This is a genomic window from Plastoroseomonas arctica, from assembly GCF_018128965.1.
Taxonomy (GTDB): domain Bacteria; phylum Pseudomonadota; class Alphaproteobacteria; order Acetobacterales; family Acetobacteraceae; genus Plastoroseomonas; species Plastoroseomonas arctica.
The window spans coordinates 128,769-144,554 of sequence record NZ_JAAEDH010000012.1; the positions used below are offsets into that span (position 1 = coordinate 128,769).

At 66.6% G+C, this 15,786-nt stretch carries 14 protein-coding genes; 10 read left to right on the top strand and 4 right to left on the bottom strand.

Features of this window, described 5'->3' with window-relative positions; genetic code table 11:
* Positions 1 to 368: 368 nt before the first annotated feature.
* Complete coding sequence (locus GXW79_RS12040) at positions 369 to 2,654, top strand: FdhF/YdeP family oxidoreductase (RefSeq protein ID WP_211874633.1); 2,286 nt, start codon at positions 369 to 371, stop codon at positions 2,652 to 2,654.
* Between the two features lie 74 nt (positions 2,655 to 2,728).
* Positions 2,729 to 3,463, top strand: coding sequence for a formate dehydrogenase accessory sulfurtransferase FdhD (fdhD, locus tag GXW79_RS12045; RefSeq protein ID WP_246503944.1), 735 nt, complete (start codon positions 2,729 to 2,731; stop codon positions 3,461 to 3,463).
* Positions 3,464 to 4,190: 727 nt separating this feature from the next.
* Here the strand turns inward: fdhD and GXW79_RS12050 are convergent.
* Entirely contained in the window at positions 4,191 to 5,081 is an 891-nt protein-coding gene (locus GXW79_RS12050; RefSeq protein WP_211874635.1) for a LysR family transcriptional regulator, read from the bottom strand.
* Between the two features lie 101 nt (positions 5,082 to 5,182).
* On the opposite strand from GXW79_RS12050, the gene GXW79_RS12055 reads away from it, so the two are divergent.
* From GXW79_RS12055 to GXW79_RS12080, 6 genes are all read left to right on the top strand, one after another.
* Positions 5,183 to 6,076 carry an NmrA family NAD(P)-binding protein gene (locus tag GXW79_RS12055; RefSeq protein WP_211874636.1) on the top strand — a complete coding sequence of 298 codons (894 nt, stop codon included), beginning with the start codon at positions 5,183 to 5,185 and terminating at the stop codon, positions 6,074 to 6,076.
* A gap of 53 nt (positions 6,077 to 6,129) precedes the next feature.
* Positions 6,130 to 6,681: a cupin domain-containing protein gene (locus GXW79_RS12060; protein WP_211874637.1), complete on the top strand. Its 552-nt coding sequence runs from the start codon at positions 6,130 to 6,132 to the stop codon at positions 6,679 to 6,681.
* On the top strand, positions 6,674 to 7,237 hold the full coding sequence (locus tag GXW79_RS12065; RefSeq protein WP_211874638.1) for a cupin domain-containing protein: 564 nt from the start codon (positions 6,674 to 6,676) through the stop codon (positions 7,235 to 7,237). Before GXW79_RS12060 ends, GXW79_RS12065 begins: the two co-directional genes overlap by 8 nt.
* A 94-nt stretch (positions 7,238 to 7,331) precedes the next feature.
* On the top strand, positions 7,332 to 7,991 hold the full coding sequence (locus tag GXW79_RS12070; protein ID WP_211874639.1) for an isochorismatase family protein: 660 nt from the start codon (positions 7,332 to 7,334) through the stop codon (positions 7,989 to 7,991).
* Between the two features lie 64 nt (positions 7,992 to 8,055).
* Entirely contained in the window at positions 8,056 to 8,970 is a 915-nt protein-coding gene (locus tag GXW79_RS12075; RefSeq protein ID WP_211874640.1) for an alpha/beta fold hydrolase, read from the top strand.
* 2 nt (positions 8,971 to 8,972) lie between these two features.
* The gene (locus GXW79_RS12080) at positions 8,973 to 9,872 is read left to right on the top strand and encodes an NmrA family NAD(P)-binding protein (RefSeq protein WP_367614892.1); all 900 of its coding nucleotides are present in this window, start codon (positions 8,973 to 8,975) and stop codon (positions 9,870 to 9,872) included.
* 457 nt (positions 9,873 to 10,329) lie between these two features.
* On the opposite strand, the gene GXW79_RS12085 is transcribed toward GXW79_RS12080, so the two are convergent.
* The 3 genes from GXW79_RS12085 to GXW79_RS12095 all read right to left on the bottom strand — a co-directional run bounded on the left by GXW79_RS12085 (position 10,330) and on the right by GXW79_RS12095 (position 13,304).
* Entirely contained in the window at positions 10,330 to 12,516 is a 2,187-nt protein-coding gene (locus tag GXW79_RS12085; protein WP_211874642.1) for a carboxypeptidase-like regulatory domain-containing protein, read from the bottom strand.
* A gap of 216 nt (positions 12,517 to 12,732) precedes the next feature.
* A complete protein-coding gene (locus tag GXW79_RS12090; protein WP_211874643.1) occupies positions 12,733 to 13,071 on the bottom strand; it encodes a hypothetical protein in 339 nt (112 codons plus the stop codon).
* A gap of 86 nt (positions 13,072 to 13,157) precedes the next feature.
* Entirely contained in the window at positions 13,158 to 13,304 is a 147-nt protein-coding gene (locus GXW79_RS12095; RefSeq protein WP_211874644.1) for a hypothetical protein, read from the bottom strand.
* Between the two features lie 394 nt (positions 13,305 to 13,698).
* Between GXW79_RS12095 and GXW79_RS12100 the strand changes: the two genes are divergently transcribed.
* Positions 13,699 to 14,994 (top strand): surface lipoprotein assembly modifier, encoded by a 1,296-nt coding sequence (locus GXW79_RS12100; RefSeq protein ID WP_211874645.1) that lies wholly within the window; start codon positions 13,699 to 13,701, stop codon positions 14,992 to 14,994.
* Between the two features lie 10 nt (positions 14,995 to 15,004).
* On the top strand, positions 15,005 to 15,786 hold a 782-nt coding region (locus tag GXW79_RS12105; RefSeq protein ID WP_211874646.1), incomplete at its 3' end, for a hypothetical protein.

The window sequence follows — 15,786 nt, forward strand, 5'->3', positions numbered from 1 at the left end:
GTGACTGAGGTGGTGACGACGCAGGTGCGCGACCTCGATTTGGTCGATGCGGCGCGGGCCACATGCGCGCCGCTGTGAGCGCCGTCACTCCAACTGACGACTGCAGGATGAGTGCCTGAACGAGACGCCGTTCACCTCGATGGCCCAAGCTCGCGAGATGCTTACCGTTTGGCGGGACGAGCGAATGCGTAACTTGGCGCCCATCGTTCGGCGGCGAACGACGGGTCTCATACTCGCTTCAGGCCGGCTGCCTTAACGACGGTGGACCGAACCGGAAGGCAACGCTGCATGCCGTTCCGTGTTCAGCCTCAGGGCATGCAGCCCTCAGCCATGAAGCGACGTCGAATTTCGGCTCGGGAGCAGAATATTTGGCACTGAAACCGCAGATTACGCCCTACACCGGACCGGCGGGTGGCTGGGGGTCGCTCAAATCGGTCGAGACGGCGCTGCTCCGCGAAGACCGGCTGATCACGGGCAACGCCCTGCTGCTACGACAGAACAAGCCCGACGGCTTCTCCTGCGTCTCCTGCTCCTGGGGCAAGCCCGGGCGGCCACGCACCTTCGAGTATTGCGAGAACGGCGCCAAGGCAACCGCATGGGAGATCACCCGCAAGCGGGTGCGCTCCCGGTTCTTCGAGAAGCATACGGTTACGGAGCTTCGCGGCTGGTCCGACTACGCGCTGGAGGCACAGGGCCGTTTGCTTAACCCGATGCGCCTCGACCACGTCACCGACCGGTGGGTTCCGGTCAGCTGGGAAAGCGCATTCGCCGAGATAGGCGCGGAGCTGAAGAAGCTGGAGCCGAAGACTACGGTCTTTTACGCCTCAGGCCGCGCTGCGCTTGAGACATCCTACATGTGGGGCCTCTTCGCCCGTCTCTACGGCCACAACAACCTGCCCGACAGTTCCAACATGTGCCACGAGAGCACATCCGTGGCTCTGCCGCAGGCGATCGGCGCGCCGGTCGGCACCATCATGCTGAAGGATTTCGCGAAGGCGGATTGCATCCTGTTCTTCGGCCAAAATGTCGGCTCCAACTCGCCCCGCATGCTGCATCCGTTGCAGGCCGCATCGAAGCGCGGCGTGCCCATCATCACCTTCAATCCGCTTCGCGAAAGGGGGCTGGAGCGGTTCACCAGCCCGCAGGCGCCCCTGGAAATGCTGACGGGGGCCGAGACGCGGATCTCCTCGCAATATCACCAGGTGAAGGCAGGCGGCGACATCGCCGCGATACTGGGACTGTGCAAGGCCTTGCTTGCCGGCGACGATGCGGCGACTGCCGCAGGCAGGAAGCCGTGGCTGGACCATGCCTTCATCGCCGAGCACACGCATGGCTTCCAGGATTTTGCCGACGCCGCACGCGAAGCCGACTGGCCTGCCCTCGAACTTCGATCGGGCCTGACGCGCCCGGCTCTGGAAGGTGTGGCCGCCATCTATGCCCATGCCCAGGCCACCATCGGTATTTACGGCATGGGCCTGACCCAGCACCGCGCCGGGCTTGAGAATGTCCGTATGCTGATGAACCTGCTGCTGCTGCGCGGCAATGTCGGCAAGCCGGGCGCCGGGGTCCTGCCGGTGCGCGGCCATTCCAACGTCCAGGGCCAGCGCACCGTCGGCATCAGCGAGAAGCCGGAGCTGGTCCCTCTGGACATGCTGGCGAAGCAGTACCGCTTCGAACCGCCCCGCGAGACCGGCATGAACACCGTTGAGGCTTGCGAGGGCATCATCGCCGGCAGGGTCCAGGCCTTCCTGGGACTGGGTGGCAACTTCATCCGCGCGGTGCCGGAGACCGTGGCCATGGAGGAAGCCTGGCCCAGATTGCGGCTCACCGTGCAGATCGCGACCAAGCTTAACCGCAGCCACCTGTTCAACGGCGAGGTCGCATTCCTGTTGCCCTGCCTGGGGCGGATTGAGGTGGACCAGCAGGCGTCCGGCCCGCAATTGGTCACCTGCGAGGACACTATGACGAAGGTCCACGCCAGTCAGGGCACTGTCGTACCCGCCGGCCCCCGGCTGCGGTCCGAACCCGCCATCGTCGCCGGACTGGCGAAGGCGACGTTGTCGCCCAACCCCCTGGTGCCGTGGGATGCCTGGGTGGGTGACTATGGCCTGGTGCGCGACGCCATCGCGGCGACCTATCCCGAGGCCTTCCACGACTTCAATACGCGGGTCTTCAAGGGCGGCTTCCACCGCCCGCTGCCGGCCCGCCAGCGCGTCTGGAAAACCGACACCGGCCGCGCGAACTTCCATGTGCCCACCTCGCTCCGGACTGACCTCGACACCGACCTAGAGCGGCACGACGTGCTGCAACTCCTCACCATCCGTTCCAATGACCAGTTCAACACCACCATCTACGGCATGGAGGATCGCTTCCGCGGCGTCAGCGGCACGCGGATGGTGTTGTTCATTAACGCGCAGGATATCGCGCGTCTCGGGCTGCGCGACGGCGGCACCGTTGCGCTCACGACGGCGGTGGAGGACGGCGTGGCCCGCCGCGTGGGTGGCTTTCGCATCGTCGCCTACGACATTCCGAAGGGCTGCTGCGCCGCCTACTATCCGGAATGCAATCCATTGATCCCGCTGTGGCATCACGCTGAGGGCAGCAAGGTCCCGGCGGCGAAATCCATCCCCGTCAATCTGCACGCCGCGCCATGAATGCCATTCCGCCCCCGCTAATCAGCCTGCCCAGAACCGCCTACACCGGCGCGGCCCTGATGGCGGGCGAGCGGATGCTGGCCGAGGAGACAGGGATTGCCCTGTCCTATGACGGGGTGACCCATGCAGTGATGATGGCCAGCCCGGCCGATCTCGAGGATTTTGCCGTGGGCTTCTCACTCTCCGAGGGCATTGTCGCGACCCCGGCCGAGATCACTGACATGGAAGTTCTGTCCCGGGCGGGGCTCGGAATAGAGATTCGGATGCGGCTTGCCGAGATCCCCGGCAGCCGGCACGTCCGCCGCCGTCGCGCCCTGGCCGGGCCAGTTGGATGTGGACTGTGCGGCATCGAATCACTGCAGGAGGCGGCATGCCCGGCTGATCCTGTCCTTTCGGATTTCCGGGCTTGGCCCGGCGCCATCGCCGAAGCCATGCAGGCCCTCTGCGATGCTCAGGCGATGAACGGGCAGGCCGCCGCAGTGCATGCCGCCGCTTTCTGGCGCCCGGCCGAAGGGCTGGTCGCCATCCGTGAGGATGTCGGCCGTCACAACGCGCTGGACAAACTGGCTGGCGCCATGGCCCGAGCCGGCATCGGCGCCACTTCTGGCGTGGTCGCCCTCACCAGCCGCGTCTCGGTGGAGATGGTCCAGAAGGCGGCGCGGATGGGCGCCCCCATCATCGCCGCCATCTCGGCCCCCACGGCACTTGCGGTGCGCACCGCGGAGGCGTGTGGCATGACGCTCTTGGCCGTCGCGCGGGGCGAGTGCTTCGAGGTCTTCACCCACCCCGCCCGCGTGATCGGCGTCTGACCGGTGAAGCGCGATTGCGTTCCGGCACCCTGCCTGCCGCGGTGTCGGTAGGAGAGGATGGCGTAGCTTTTCCAGCCACGGGCAGACCGCCACTTGCGCCAAACTTTCTGGTTCTGCGCGGTGACCGCGGCTACTGGCCGCTCCCGGCCCTGGCGCGCACTGCCTGCGTTGAAGCGCGGGTAGCGGCTGAGCACCGGGCCCACCGGCTTGACCTCGAATTGGACCACGAGCAGGCGGACGGGGCCGTCAGCTTGGCGGCAGGGGCACAAGGCTGAACCAACGCGGCTACATTACGCGCAGCAGTCACTAAAGCCGTTGATTGCAACGGTGCTAATGTCGGCTTTCGCTTTGGGGCGAGCAAAAGCGGCCAGTTTGCTCACGGCCACAAGTCGCCGGATTACCGACGGTGGTTATTATCCGGCGAGAATCGGCGCTGACTCAGGCGGTTGCCGCGCAAAATGGGCAAGGCCTGATGGAGACTTTGTTCCGCGCACTTCGGTCCGTTTTACCGCTACCGGAGGATAATCGGTGCTTTGCCGAACCGCGGCAGCCTAACGACCGCTTTCTGCCGCTCATTTGGATGCAGCCTGCCGAGCCCTGTATCGCGGCGGCGGTAGATTGGAGCTTGGACCGGCCGGCCATCGTTTTTATCCCCTGTCCGCTTGCGCTTTTCCGAAAACTGCTAACACGCCGTCGCACACTTTGAACTTCGGGGGGCGTCTGTCATCTAAATCATTGGTCTCGCAAGATCATCTACCAAGGTGTCGATGAACACGCGGACCTTGGCCGACAGGCTGCGGTGGCTAGGATAGAGCGCGTGGACGTCTACCGAGCGATGCTCATGGTCGGGTAGCAACCTAACCAGTGCTCCCGAGGCTATCGCCTCGCTGGCATGGAAGTCGGGTAGGATACCGATGCCGGCGCCGCCCAGCAGCATGGTCCGGACGACGTCGGGCTCGGGCGCGACGGTGCGGGTCTCGATCTCGATGTCGCGCTGCGCGCCTCTGGACGAACGGAACGGCCAGGTCTCCTTGGCTGCACGGTGACCGATCAGGGTGTGCTTCGCGAGATGAGCGGGCGCGGTGATGGCTGGATGTCGGTCGAGATAGGTTGGGCTGGCGCAGGGCCACAGCGCGAACGACGTGATGCGGCGCGCGATGAGCTCTGAGTCCGGCAGCGGCCCGATGCGGATGGCGACGTCTATCTCCTCGTCGAGCAAGTCCACGATCCGATTGTCGATGGTCAGAAGCACGCGCACGTCCGGATAGCGAGCCAGGAAGCCGGGCAATGAGGCGGCAAGTGGGCCGGCGGCGAAGGTGAAAGGCACGCTCACGCGCAAGTCGCCTTGAGGATGTCCCACCAGCCCCCCGATCGCGTTCTCCGCTTCGCCGACATCGTCCAGGATACGCCGCGCGTGACGCTGTAGGAGGATGCCTGCCTCGGTGAGGCGCAGGTGGCGGGTCGAGCGCTCGACGAGCACCGCGCCGATCGACTCCTCGAGCCGGACGAGCGCGCGGCTCACCGACGACTTGGGCATCTTGAGCGCGCGCGCTGCGCCCGAGATGCTCCCGAGTTCGGCGATGCGCGCGAAGGCTCGCAGGTACAAAAGGTCGAACATCGGCGTCGTCCCAAAGCTGGAACAGGGTGTCCAAGAATTAGCCCCTAATCTGCGTGGCGGAAACGACCAAATTGACGTTCAGCAATCAAGGACCGTTTCCAATGGCCAACACCATTCTACTCGCCGGTGCCACCGGCATGCTCGGCAGCCAAATCGCGAATCATCTCCTCGCCTTGCCAAAAGTCCGCGTTCGACTGCTCGTGCGTGGCTCCGCCAGCAAGACGGAGCTGCTCGAGCCGCTAGTCGACAGCGGCGCCGAGGTAATCGAGGGCGATCTAAGTGACGCAGATTCGCTTGATCGTGCGACGCGCGGCGTCGACGTCATCGTCTCGGCGCTACAGGGCGGACCGGACGTTATCGTCGACGGTCAGGTTGCGCTGGCCAAGGCGGCCAAGGCCAATGGCGTGCGCCGGATGTTGCCGTCTGACTATGCGCTAGACCTCTTCAAGGCGACGCCCGGCGAGCACGCGATGTTCGACATGCGGGCCCAGGCCGACGCGAAGATCGCCGAGATCGGGCTCGAGCAGGTCAACGTGCTCCAGGGCGCGTTCATGAACGTGTTCCTGCCGGGCCACGGCGCGATCGATGCCGACGCTGGCACGATCAGCTTCTTCGGCGATGGCGACCGCCCAATCGAGGTTACGAGCGTCGAGGACACCGCGCGAATGATCGCGCGGGTCGCGCTCGACCGCGACGTGAAGCCGGGCAAGTTCGCCCTTGCCGGCGAGCGCATCTCGTTTCGTCAGGCCGGTGAGATCGTGGCGCGCATCACCGACCACCCGATCAGGCCAGTGTCGATGGGATCGGAAGCCGATCTGCGGGCGGCGATGGCGAAGGCGGACCCCGAGAAGAAGGTCATGCTCGCCTACCTGCTTTACATGACCAACGGCCAGACCGCGCTGACCGATCTTCAGAACGACCACTACCCCGACATGCGGTTCGAGCGGTTCGCGGACTTCATCGCGCGCTCGCTTCCGGTCGCCGCCCACGCCTGAAGACATACTCCGGCCGCGCCGACCGGGCGCGGCCGCACCGCAGGAGAGCAAGCATGCCCGACAATTCCGATCTGTCGCCCATCTCCGGCGACACCAGCTTCATCCGCCACGCCGACGATGCACCCGCCTACTCGATGCAGGGCATCCTATGGTCGATGCTTGCCGACCGGGACGACACGGGCGGCCGGTGGTCCATGATGGAACAGCTTATGCCCAAGGGCGCTGGCCCGCCCCCGCACCGGCACCTCTGGTCCGACGAGACCTTCTACATCCTCGATGGGACCATCACCTTCCTGATGAGCGACGCGATCAGGACTGCGGGCAAGGGCGCGTTCGTCAACATCGCCCGCAACACGCGGCACGCGTTCCGCGTCGACAGCGACACCGCGCGCATTCTCAATGGCTACACGCCGGCCAGCATGGAGGCGATGCTGGCCGAACTCGGGAAGCGGACCGACAAGCGTGTGCTGCCACCGCCCGAGGCGGCGCCTCCCGGTAAGCCGCAGATGACCGACGAGCTGCTCGCCCGCTATGGCCTGGTCTGGCTCGACGAGCCCGATCCGCTGGCCTCACGCGGTCATTCATCGGGGAACCGCCATGACTGATGCGCCGACCCCCGACATCCCTACGGTCCCCGGCTCGATGCCGTTCGTTCACAACGTGGACACCGCGCCGGCCTATTGGTGGCTCGACATCCTTTGGGTCGTCCTCGTCAAGGGCGAGGACACCGGAGGCCGCTACTCGCTGATGCACGAGACGCTGCCGAATGGCTCAGGCGCCCCGCCGCACAAGCACACATGGTCGGACGAGCATTTCTACATGCTCGACGGCGAGATCACCTTCCTCGTTGGTGAGGAAACCATGATCGGACGCGCCGGCGACTTCGTCTTCGTGCCGCGCAACACACGCCACGCGTTCCGCGTCGACAGCGACACCGCGGTGTTTCTCAATGGCTACACGCCCGCCGGTCTGGAACTGGCGGTGATCGAATGCGCGATGCCGGCGCCGACGCGCACCATCCCGCCCAAGGGCGCGACGCCGGCGCCGAACATGAGCGACGAACAGTACCGCCGCTACGGCATGGATAACCTGCCAGGTCCCAACCCGCTTGCACCGGATTCGCTACCTGAAGGCGGGAGCGCGCACGCACGCGCCAAGTGAGCCCGCCCGCCATCTATCGGCCAACGTAGCTTGATTCCGCGTTCAGCGGCCTGGCGACGGCCGATCGCCCGTCTCAGCACCCAAGGAGAAGGTCATGACCACGCAAGCCGACTATCTGGAGCAGCTGACCCCCGAAAATGCGGCGGTCCTGTTCATCGACAACCAGACAACCCTGACGCTCGGCGTTCAGTCGATCGACCTGACCGTGCTTAAGACGAACATCGAGGGCCTCGCCAGGCTGGCGCGGATGTTCGAGCTGCCGGTCGTTCTGACCACCACCGGCGGCGGCGCGGACGGTGCGTCGGGCGGCCTGCTGAAGGGTATTACCGACGCTTTCCCGGAGGCCGACATCGTCAATCGGACGGGCATTCTCAACGCCATGGACGACCCTCGCTTCGCCGCAGCGGTCGAGGCCACTGGGCGTCGTAAGATCATCCTGTCGGGGATCACGACCGACTTCTGCCTCGTCTATCCGGCACTGTCACTGATCGCGGCTGGCTACCACGTGTTCGTGGCCGTGGACGCGTCGGGGTCATGGACGAGCGGGATCAACGACGCGGCGCTCCAGCGCCTTATCCAGGCCGGCGCCACGCCGACCAACGTCCAGTCGATCTTCGGCGAGCTGCAGAACTCGGCGATGAACGCGGATGCCGACACGGCCAAGGGCCGGCTGCCGCAGATCATGGAGTGGCTGGGCTCGTACACGCCGGCACCCTCGATCATCGGTGAGAACTTCGCTGCGCAACAGGCGTGAGCGCGGTACGACAAGCAGGCAGCATGTCCCTCCGATCCACTGAGTGGACTTCGGAGTGCTTCTCATGAGCCATCCCACCTGTGCGCCGCTCGATGGTGCGGCCGCCGATCTCGAGGGTTTTGCCCACCGCTTCGCCGACGTGAACGGAACGCGCATCCACTACGTGTCGGGCGGTACCGGTCCGGCGATCGTCCTCCTTCACGGCTGGCCGCTCACCTGGCGCGAATGGCGCGGGATCATGCCGGCCCTCGCTGATGCTGGCTTCACGGCAATCGTTCCGGACCTGCGCGGTCTCGGCGATTCCGACAAGCCTTCGAAGGGCTACGACAAGAAGAACGTCGCTGACGACATCCGCGCCATCGTGCGCGACCTGGGGTTCGAGACGATCAACCTGGTCGGCACAGATATCGGCATGATGGTGGCGGTGGCCTGGGCGCTGCATCGTCGAGCCGAGATCCGGCGCCTTGTGTTGGCGGAATCGCTGATCCCGGGATTCGGGCTGGAGGAACTGATGAACCCGGCGACCGGCGGCTACTGGCACTTCGGGTTTCATGCGCAGGTCGATCTCGCCACCATGCTGACCGAAGGCCACGAAGCCGAGTACCTCGGCAACAGCTGGAAGATGTTCTCGCCCCTAAAGGGCATCACCCACGAGGATCGGGACGAGTTACTGCGCACCTACGGCAACCCGGACGGCATTCGCGCGGGCTTCCGGCACTATGCGGCGATGCTTGACGACGGGAAGGCCAATCGCGCGGTGTTCGAACGCAAGCTGACCATGCCGGTGCTCGTACTGAACGCCGGGCTTGGCATTCCGCAGGAGCAGACTCTTGCCGGCGTCGAGCAGTTGTTCGTGGATGTGGAGCACGACAAGGTCCTGCTGGCCGGGCATGCCTTCGCCGCCGATCGCCCGGACTGGACGGCGGACCGGATCATCCGCTTCCTCGGACCGGCTGGCGGCAAGGACGAGAACGCTTGAGCGTGCCCGATGCATCCATCATCGCGCTCGCCGGCGCTAGCGGCGACCTTGGCGGACGGATCGCCAAGGCCCTTGTCGAGCGAGGCGCGAGCGTGCTCGCTCTGGTTCGTCCGGGCCTGGAGGCCGACGAAGGTCGGCGGATCGAGTCCACGGGCGCGACGCTTGTCGAAGCCGATCCCGCCGACCTCACGGCGATGGCCCAGGCGTGCACGGGTGCGACATGCGTCGTCTCCGCGCTCAACGGCGTCCGGTCCGTGATGATCGACCGGCAGACCGTGCTGCTGGAGGCGGCGGTGCGGGCCGGCGTGCCGCGCTTCATCCCGTCGGACTATTCGGCCGACTTCACGAAGACGCGGCCCGGCGACAACCGCAATTTCGACCTGCGCCGCGAGTTCATGGCTCTAGCGGACCGTGCCCCGATCAAGGTCACCTCGATTCTCAACGGCGCGTTCATGGACATGCTTGGCGCCGAGATGCCGATTATCCGGCCGACAATCCACAGGGTCCTCTATTGGCACGACGCTGACCAGCCGCTCGACTTTACAACCAAGGACGATGCAGCGGCCTATGTCGCCGCAGCGGCGATGGATGAGGCGACACCGCGCATCCTGCGGATTGCCGGCGACGTTGTGAGCGCGCGAGACATCGCCGCGGTCATGACCGACGTGACGGGCGAGCGCTATCAGACGCTTTGGGCCGGAAGCATCGGCATGCTTGGTGCGATGATCGCGGCCACCAAGATCATCGTGCCAAGTTCAGATGCGGCGTTCCCACCGTGGCAGGGTATGCAGTACATGCGGGACCAGTTCAGTGGCCGAGGCAAGCTCGAACCATTGGACAACGAGCGCTATTCCAAGTTGCAATGGACGACCGTCGCGGGGTTGATGAAGACGCGAGAGTAAGGGTCGCGACGGTGATCTGCGGCCACTTGTTGCGTCAGCACTCGAACCACGTCAGCGCGCTTTGCTCATGGCGAGCCGGAATTTGGAAAGAAGGAGCGTGCGGGTCCGGGGCGGAGCGAAGGATCCGTAACTGTCGACTTCTAAATGTTCCGCCTTTGCGGGTCGCTGAAACTAGTCCGATTTCCGCATTTGACCGCCCAACAGCGGACATGCCGCTGACGGCCAGTTGCATTCCGAGGGGGCGGCGCCACTTGCGGACGAGCCGTCGGCGGATGCGGTTGCCAGCATCCGTGGCTGGCATGGTGCCGCCGCACCGCCGTGCCAGCACACGCTCACGGTTCAGGTCGGTGCCGAGGCCCCGATCTTCTGGCACCGCTGAGCCGGATACAAAGTACCCGCCGCACCGGGCGGCCGGGTTGGATCAACACGCCGGCCTGGTCCCTGCGAAGGCCATGTTCTACCGCGCCAGCGGATCAGGCCGCATCTGAACCCGGAACACCCGCGGCCTTTCGCCGGCCCCGCTCTCACTGTGGTAAGGCGTGCGCGTCCCGGTCGTGGTCCACACGCCGCGGCCGCGCCAGCCGGTGTTGGGATCGTCGATCCTCCCATCCACGTTCTTGGTGAAGAAGCCGGCCGGATATGGCACCCGCAACTGGTGCATCTGCCCATTCACCAACACGGTGAGCGATTCGCCGCCATTAGTGCTGGCGATCGGCACGTCGTTCCCGAGCCCGAGCGTGTTGAAGCGGTCGACCCAGACGTAATAGGCGTGGTTGGCACTACCGGCCGGGTCGCGGCCCTCGAACTGCGGGCCAGGGAAGCGGTGCAGCGTCCAGCCCTCGAAGCAATGCTCGCCGGTGGCGGCCTGCGGGCCGGTCAGCGGCGCTGTGCAGCGGCGGCGGTCGAAGCTGGCGAGGTGGCCGCTGGCCAGCGTGGTCCAGACCACGCCGTTGCTGTCCACATCGATGCCGCGCGGCGAGAAGGCGCCCGGCGGCGGCTGGAACAACTCGGCCAGGCCGGTGTGGGTGGGATCCTCGCCGGGGATGAAGCGTACCAGGTAGCCGCGCTGGTCGACGCGGGAGAAGCCGATATCCATCGACTGGCCCCAGATCGAGCCGTCCGTCGGGCTCGGCTGCACGCCATACAGGCTGGCGATGACGCGACGTTGCCGGTTCGGGTCGAGCGGCTGGTCGCCCTCGGTGTATTCGCCGCGCCGGCCCCAGCCCGGTACGTCCACGATCATCGGCGCCCAGCCCTGGCTGGTGCGGGCGTCGCGCGTCTCCAGGTAGCGCCGCGTGTTGAGCCAGCCGATGGCGCCGCCGGTGGGTGGGCCCCAGCTCGTCCACATCGTGTTGTCTGCATCGTAGCCGAGGTAGAGATGATGGGTCTGGAAGCAGGTGTCGATCAGATCGAAGCGCTGCGTCGCTTGATCATACACCGAGAGTTGCCGGCCTGAGACGTTGAGCGGCGCCACGCGCGCCGAGGGGTGGTCGCCGCCGGCGCGGCACCAGTCGGGCTGCGTGGCGGCCGGACGGATGCGGGCTGCGAACCAAACCCGGTTGCCCTGGTCAATAATCAGGTTGTGGTTCGAGGTCCGGCCGTCCCAGTTGATCCGCTCACCCCAGAACGGCGATACGCCGACCGGCTCCTCGGCATGGCTCGGAGTAGCCGGGTCGAGCACGGGGTGGCGGATGTTCCAAGTCCGATGCGTCACTGGGTCGAGCACCGGAACATCGTCGGTCGATTCCTCCGGGGAACCGTAGATCAGACCATTGGCATTGATCGTCGGGTTGCGTTTGTCGGTGGAGATGGCGTCATGGAGGTAGGTCTGCGCGCTCGCCCAGTCCCACAGCGTGACGACCATGTTGCGCTCCAGCCCCTGTGGCCGTGCCGGCTGGCTCAGCGGTAGTTCGCCGCGGCTGATCCGGTCAGTCCAGTCGGCGAACATTTCGCTTGCTCGGATGGCGCCGAACCGATCCATCGAGATGGCCATGTTGGTCATAGCTTGGCCGGACAGCAGACGGCGCTGCCACAGGTCGACATGGTGGGGGAATTCGCCCAGCGCGGGGCTGGGGCGCCGGATGTTCTGACTGCCCAGCGCGTGGCAGGATTGGCAGGACTGAAGCAAAGTATCCACCCAAGCCTGCTGGTTTCGCATCTGCGGTGAGATACGGTTGCCGCCGGGTGCGTCGCCCGTGCCGGGGAACTGGTCGGCCGCGGGGATGCGCAGCATCGAATACCAGTACATGCCCGGGTAGGCTTCCGCCGCTGCAGCCGCGCTGGGGGCCGGGCGGGCTGTCAGATTCAGCGCTTGGCCAGGGGTGCCAGCCACGCGCGCGCTGTCCACCAGGCCATAGCCGCGCACCCAGACTTGGTAGCCTGCCGCCGGCAGGTCGGGGATGAGGTAGCGACCCTGATCGTCGGTAACAACGATCTTGGAATAGCGGGTGGGCAAATCGGTGGTCTCGGCGATGACCCAGACGCCGGCCTCCGGCCCATTCGGGCCGGTGACAATTCCGCCGATGTCAGTGCTGCCGAGGCTGACCTGGGCGGTGTCGGATTGCGCGCGAGCGGGGCCGCCGAGGACCGCGGCCAACCCCACCGCGACGGCGGCGGCCAGGAGGCGGCGATGAACTTGGGACATGTGGACCCTCCGGGCGATTTTCGGCGATTGGGGGATCGCGCCGGGCAGGCTGTCAACGCTAGATATCTCAACGCTCGCATGCGCTCGAGTACAATCAGTCTCGGCCGCACCATGTCGGGCCGCACCTGCGCGGCCAGGAGCGCAACACCAACGCGACAGGGTCGCGCTGCCCGACGAAGCTACGCAATTCAGTGGAAACGGCGTCTAGAAGCTCTTTCATTGCCATACCTGTGAATTTGGACAGGTCGAGCCCTCCGCACACCGAAGTGAGGCCAACTCCTGCCGGATATTGTCGAGCGCGGGACGGATGAGCGGCACCCGTTCGAGTGCGAGGATCGCGGCGCGGATTTCGCCGCGCGCGCCGGCGATCCAGGCACGGAGTAGCGCCCGGTCGGGGTCTGCCACGCGCGCCATCATGTCTGCGAAAGCCCGCACGAGCGGCACGGAGTCCTGCGCCGCCAGCGGTCGCGAGATGGCGCTCCTCGATGCGGTCGCGAGGGTGTGCGGTTTCCAGGTCACCACGGAGAGCCTTTCAGCGTCTGGACGATCCGGCATTCATCAGAAACAGCCTGCCCGACCGAAGCTCAGGACGAGATCATACGATCTCAGCAGGCGTACGAAGGAAGCGCGGATTTTCCGGTTCACGAATATTTTGCGCAATAGCCACGGCGATTGCTTACGACCGCGGTGATCGCGACGGCGACGACCATGACCGGAACGTGGGCGCTCAAGATTCTTGATTCCGGCCAGATGATCGTCGCGCCTTCCCCCAGGCCGAACGTCAGCATGCGCCGGCATCAACAGGGGTCGCACAACGCGCACTGCGCAGGCTCACACGGCCATGCTGCAGCCGGACGGCATCGCAGCTGTGACGGGCCGCGGGCGAATGCTTCCATCAGTTGTCTCCATCCAACTTGGCCTCGTCAGCCCGCCTGGTAACCGACCATCACGGCCATTCAGTTGCTTGCCGGAAAGTTTCGCGACAGACACTACTACTGGCGTATTTTCACGAAGTCGTGATAATACGGTCTTGCAATAGCGCGCGTCGCCTGATCCTGCCAAGTATTAGTGGGAGGCTATGACATGCGATTGTATATCGTTACTGTCACAAATATGGCATCCGGACAACCGCGACGGCGTAGCCGCATTGCTCCTTGGCTTTTGCTTGGTATGGCGATGTCGGTGGCCGCCAACTCCGCCGCCGCCCAGGCTCCACGTCCCGGGCAGGACCCGCTCGACGTTGCCTTCGCCGCCATGATGGTACGCCCCGGCGACCCCGATCGCGCCATCGCCTATGCCCGGATCGCCGCGGAACGCCGCCAGCCCCGCGCCGCTATCGCGGCGCTCGAGCGCGCGTTGCGCGCCAATCCCGGTCGCGACGATCTCAGGCTGGAGATCGCCTCGCTGTACCTTGCGGCCGGCGCGCCCGCCGCAGCCGCGATCTATGCGCGGGAAGCACTGGCCTCCCCCGACATCCCCGCCGAGGTCACGCCGCGCGCCCGCGAGCTGTTGGCACAGGCCGAGGCAGGCGCCTCGCGCTCGAGGTTCGAGGTCACGCTGCTGGCAGGGGCGCGCTACGACACCAACGCGAACGAAGCGACTTCGCTCGGCAGCGTGCCGATCTTTGTGCCGGCCTTCGGCACCGCGGTCGACGTCAATACGCCCGTACGCGGGCAGGCCTCCTGGAGCTCAGTACTCGGCGCGCGAGTCTATCATCGCTACGACCTCGACCTTCAGCGCGAAGGTGCCTGGGAGACCACGGCATCGGCCTACGACCAGCGCTTCGCCAGCATTCCGCGTGACTACGACCTGTCGATCCTGTCGATCGACAGTGGACCGCGCATCGGCGTGGCCGAGTTCGGGGAGGACGGGCCAACCCTGGCGCTGCGACCCTTCGTTTCCGCCACCTGGATCGGCTATGCCGGGCAAACCTATGCCTGGTTCTACGGCGGCGGGCTCACCGCGGAGTTGCGCCTGTCGCCGTCATGGTCGGTCGAGGTCACCTGGCTAGGCCGGCAGGGCGACTACGAGGGCAGCAGCTTCCGCCCGACTGCCGCGCTCTACACCGGGTTCGAATGGAACGCCGCCGCCTCGCTCACCTGGACTCCCGGCGCGTCGACCCGCGTCTCCGCCTCGATGCTCTACTACGACGCCGCTGCGCGGGCAGGCAACCTCTCCCGCAGCGCGCTCGGCGCCTTCCTCACGGCGAACACCGATGTCGCGGTGGCCGGCGCCACGCTCGGCGTCTCGGCGCGCGTAGGCGTGCGGCGCGTGAGCTACGACAGCGCCGACTCGTTCCTCGATCCCGGCCGGGCGCGGCGCGACACGCGCTGGGAAGGCGGCATCTCCGTGTTGCTGCCGGTCGCGCCCGCGGTCGCGGTGGCGCTCGAATACGACTGGTACAGCCAGGACAGCAACCAGCGCATCTACCGCTACGACAACAACGCCGTCACGCTCGGCCTGCGCGTGCGGATCTGAGGAGATCGCCATGCCCCGCCTCGCCCTCCTCACCTCGGCCGCGCTGCTCGGCGCCGGGCTCGCGGCGCCCGTGCTGGCGCAGGACCAGCTCACCGCCGTGGTCCTGCGCGGCCGCTCCGCCGCTGCCGGCACGCCGGGCGACGGCGCCGGGCAGGTGCTGACGCCGGGGATGCGCGTGGTGAGCCCGGCCGGCGCCTGGATCGAGATCGCCTTCTCCGACGGCAGCTCGATCGTGCTGGAGCCCGGCGCCGACTTCACCCTGACCGGCTATGCGCGGGACGACGCGACGGGACGCCCGACCATCCGCGGCCGGTCGCAGCGCGGTCGGCTGCGGATCAGCGCCTCGGATGGCGTCGATGTCGCGCTGGCCACGCCGGGCGCCACGCTCCGCGTATCCCGCGCCACCGCGGTGGTGCAGGCCGCGGCGGAGGGCGGGCGGGCGACGCTGGTCGCGGGGCGGCTTGTCGTGGTGCGGCATGCCGATGGGCGGGAGGAGGTGATCCGCCGCCCGGGCTTCGCACTCGCTTTCGGCAATGGCGGCCCGCAGCGCGAGAGCGCAGACGACTTGGCCACGGCGGTCGAGCCCTTCGCGCCGGTGAGCAATGCCGCGCCGCGTGGGCCCGTGCTGGCCGCACTGCCGCTTCCTGGTGCCAGCGACGGCGTTGGCGGCAGGCCCGCCGGGGGAACGGGTGGTGGGACCAGGGGCGCGGGCAGCGGGACCGGTGGCGGCGCCAGCGGCGGGATTGGCGGCGGCGCCAGCGGCGGGATTGGCGGCGGCGCCAGCGGCGGGAC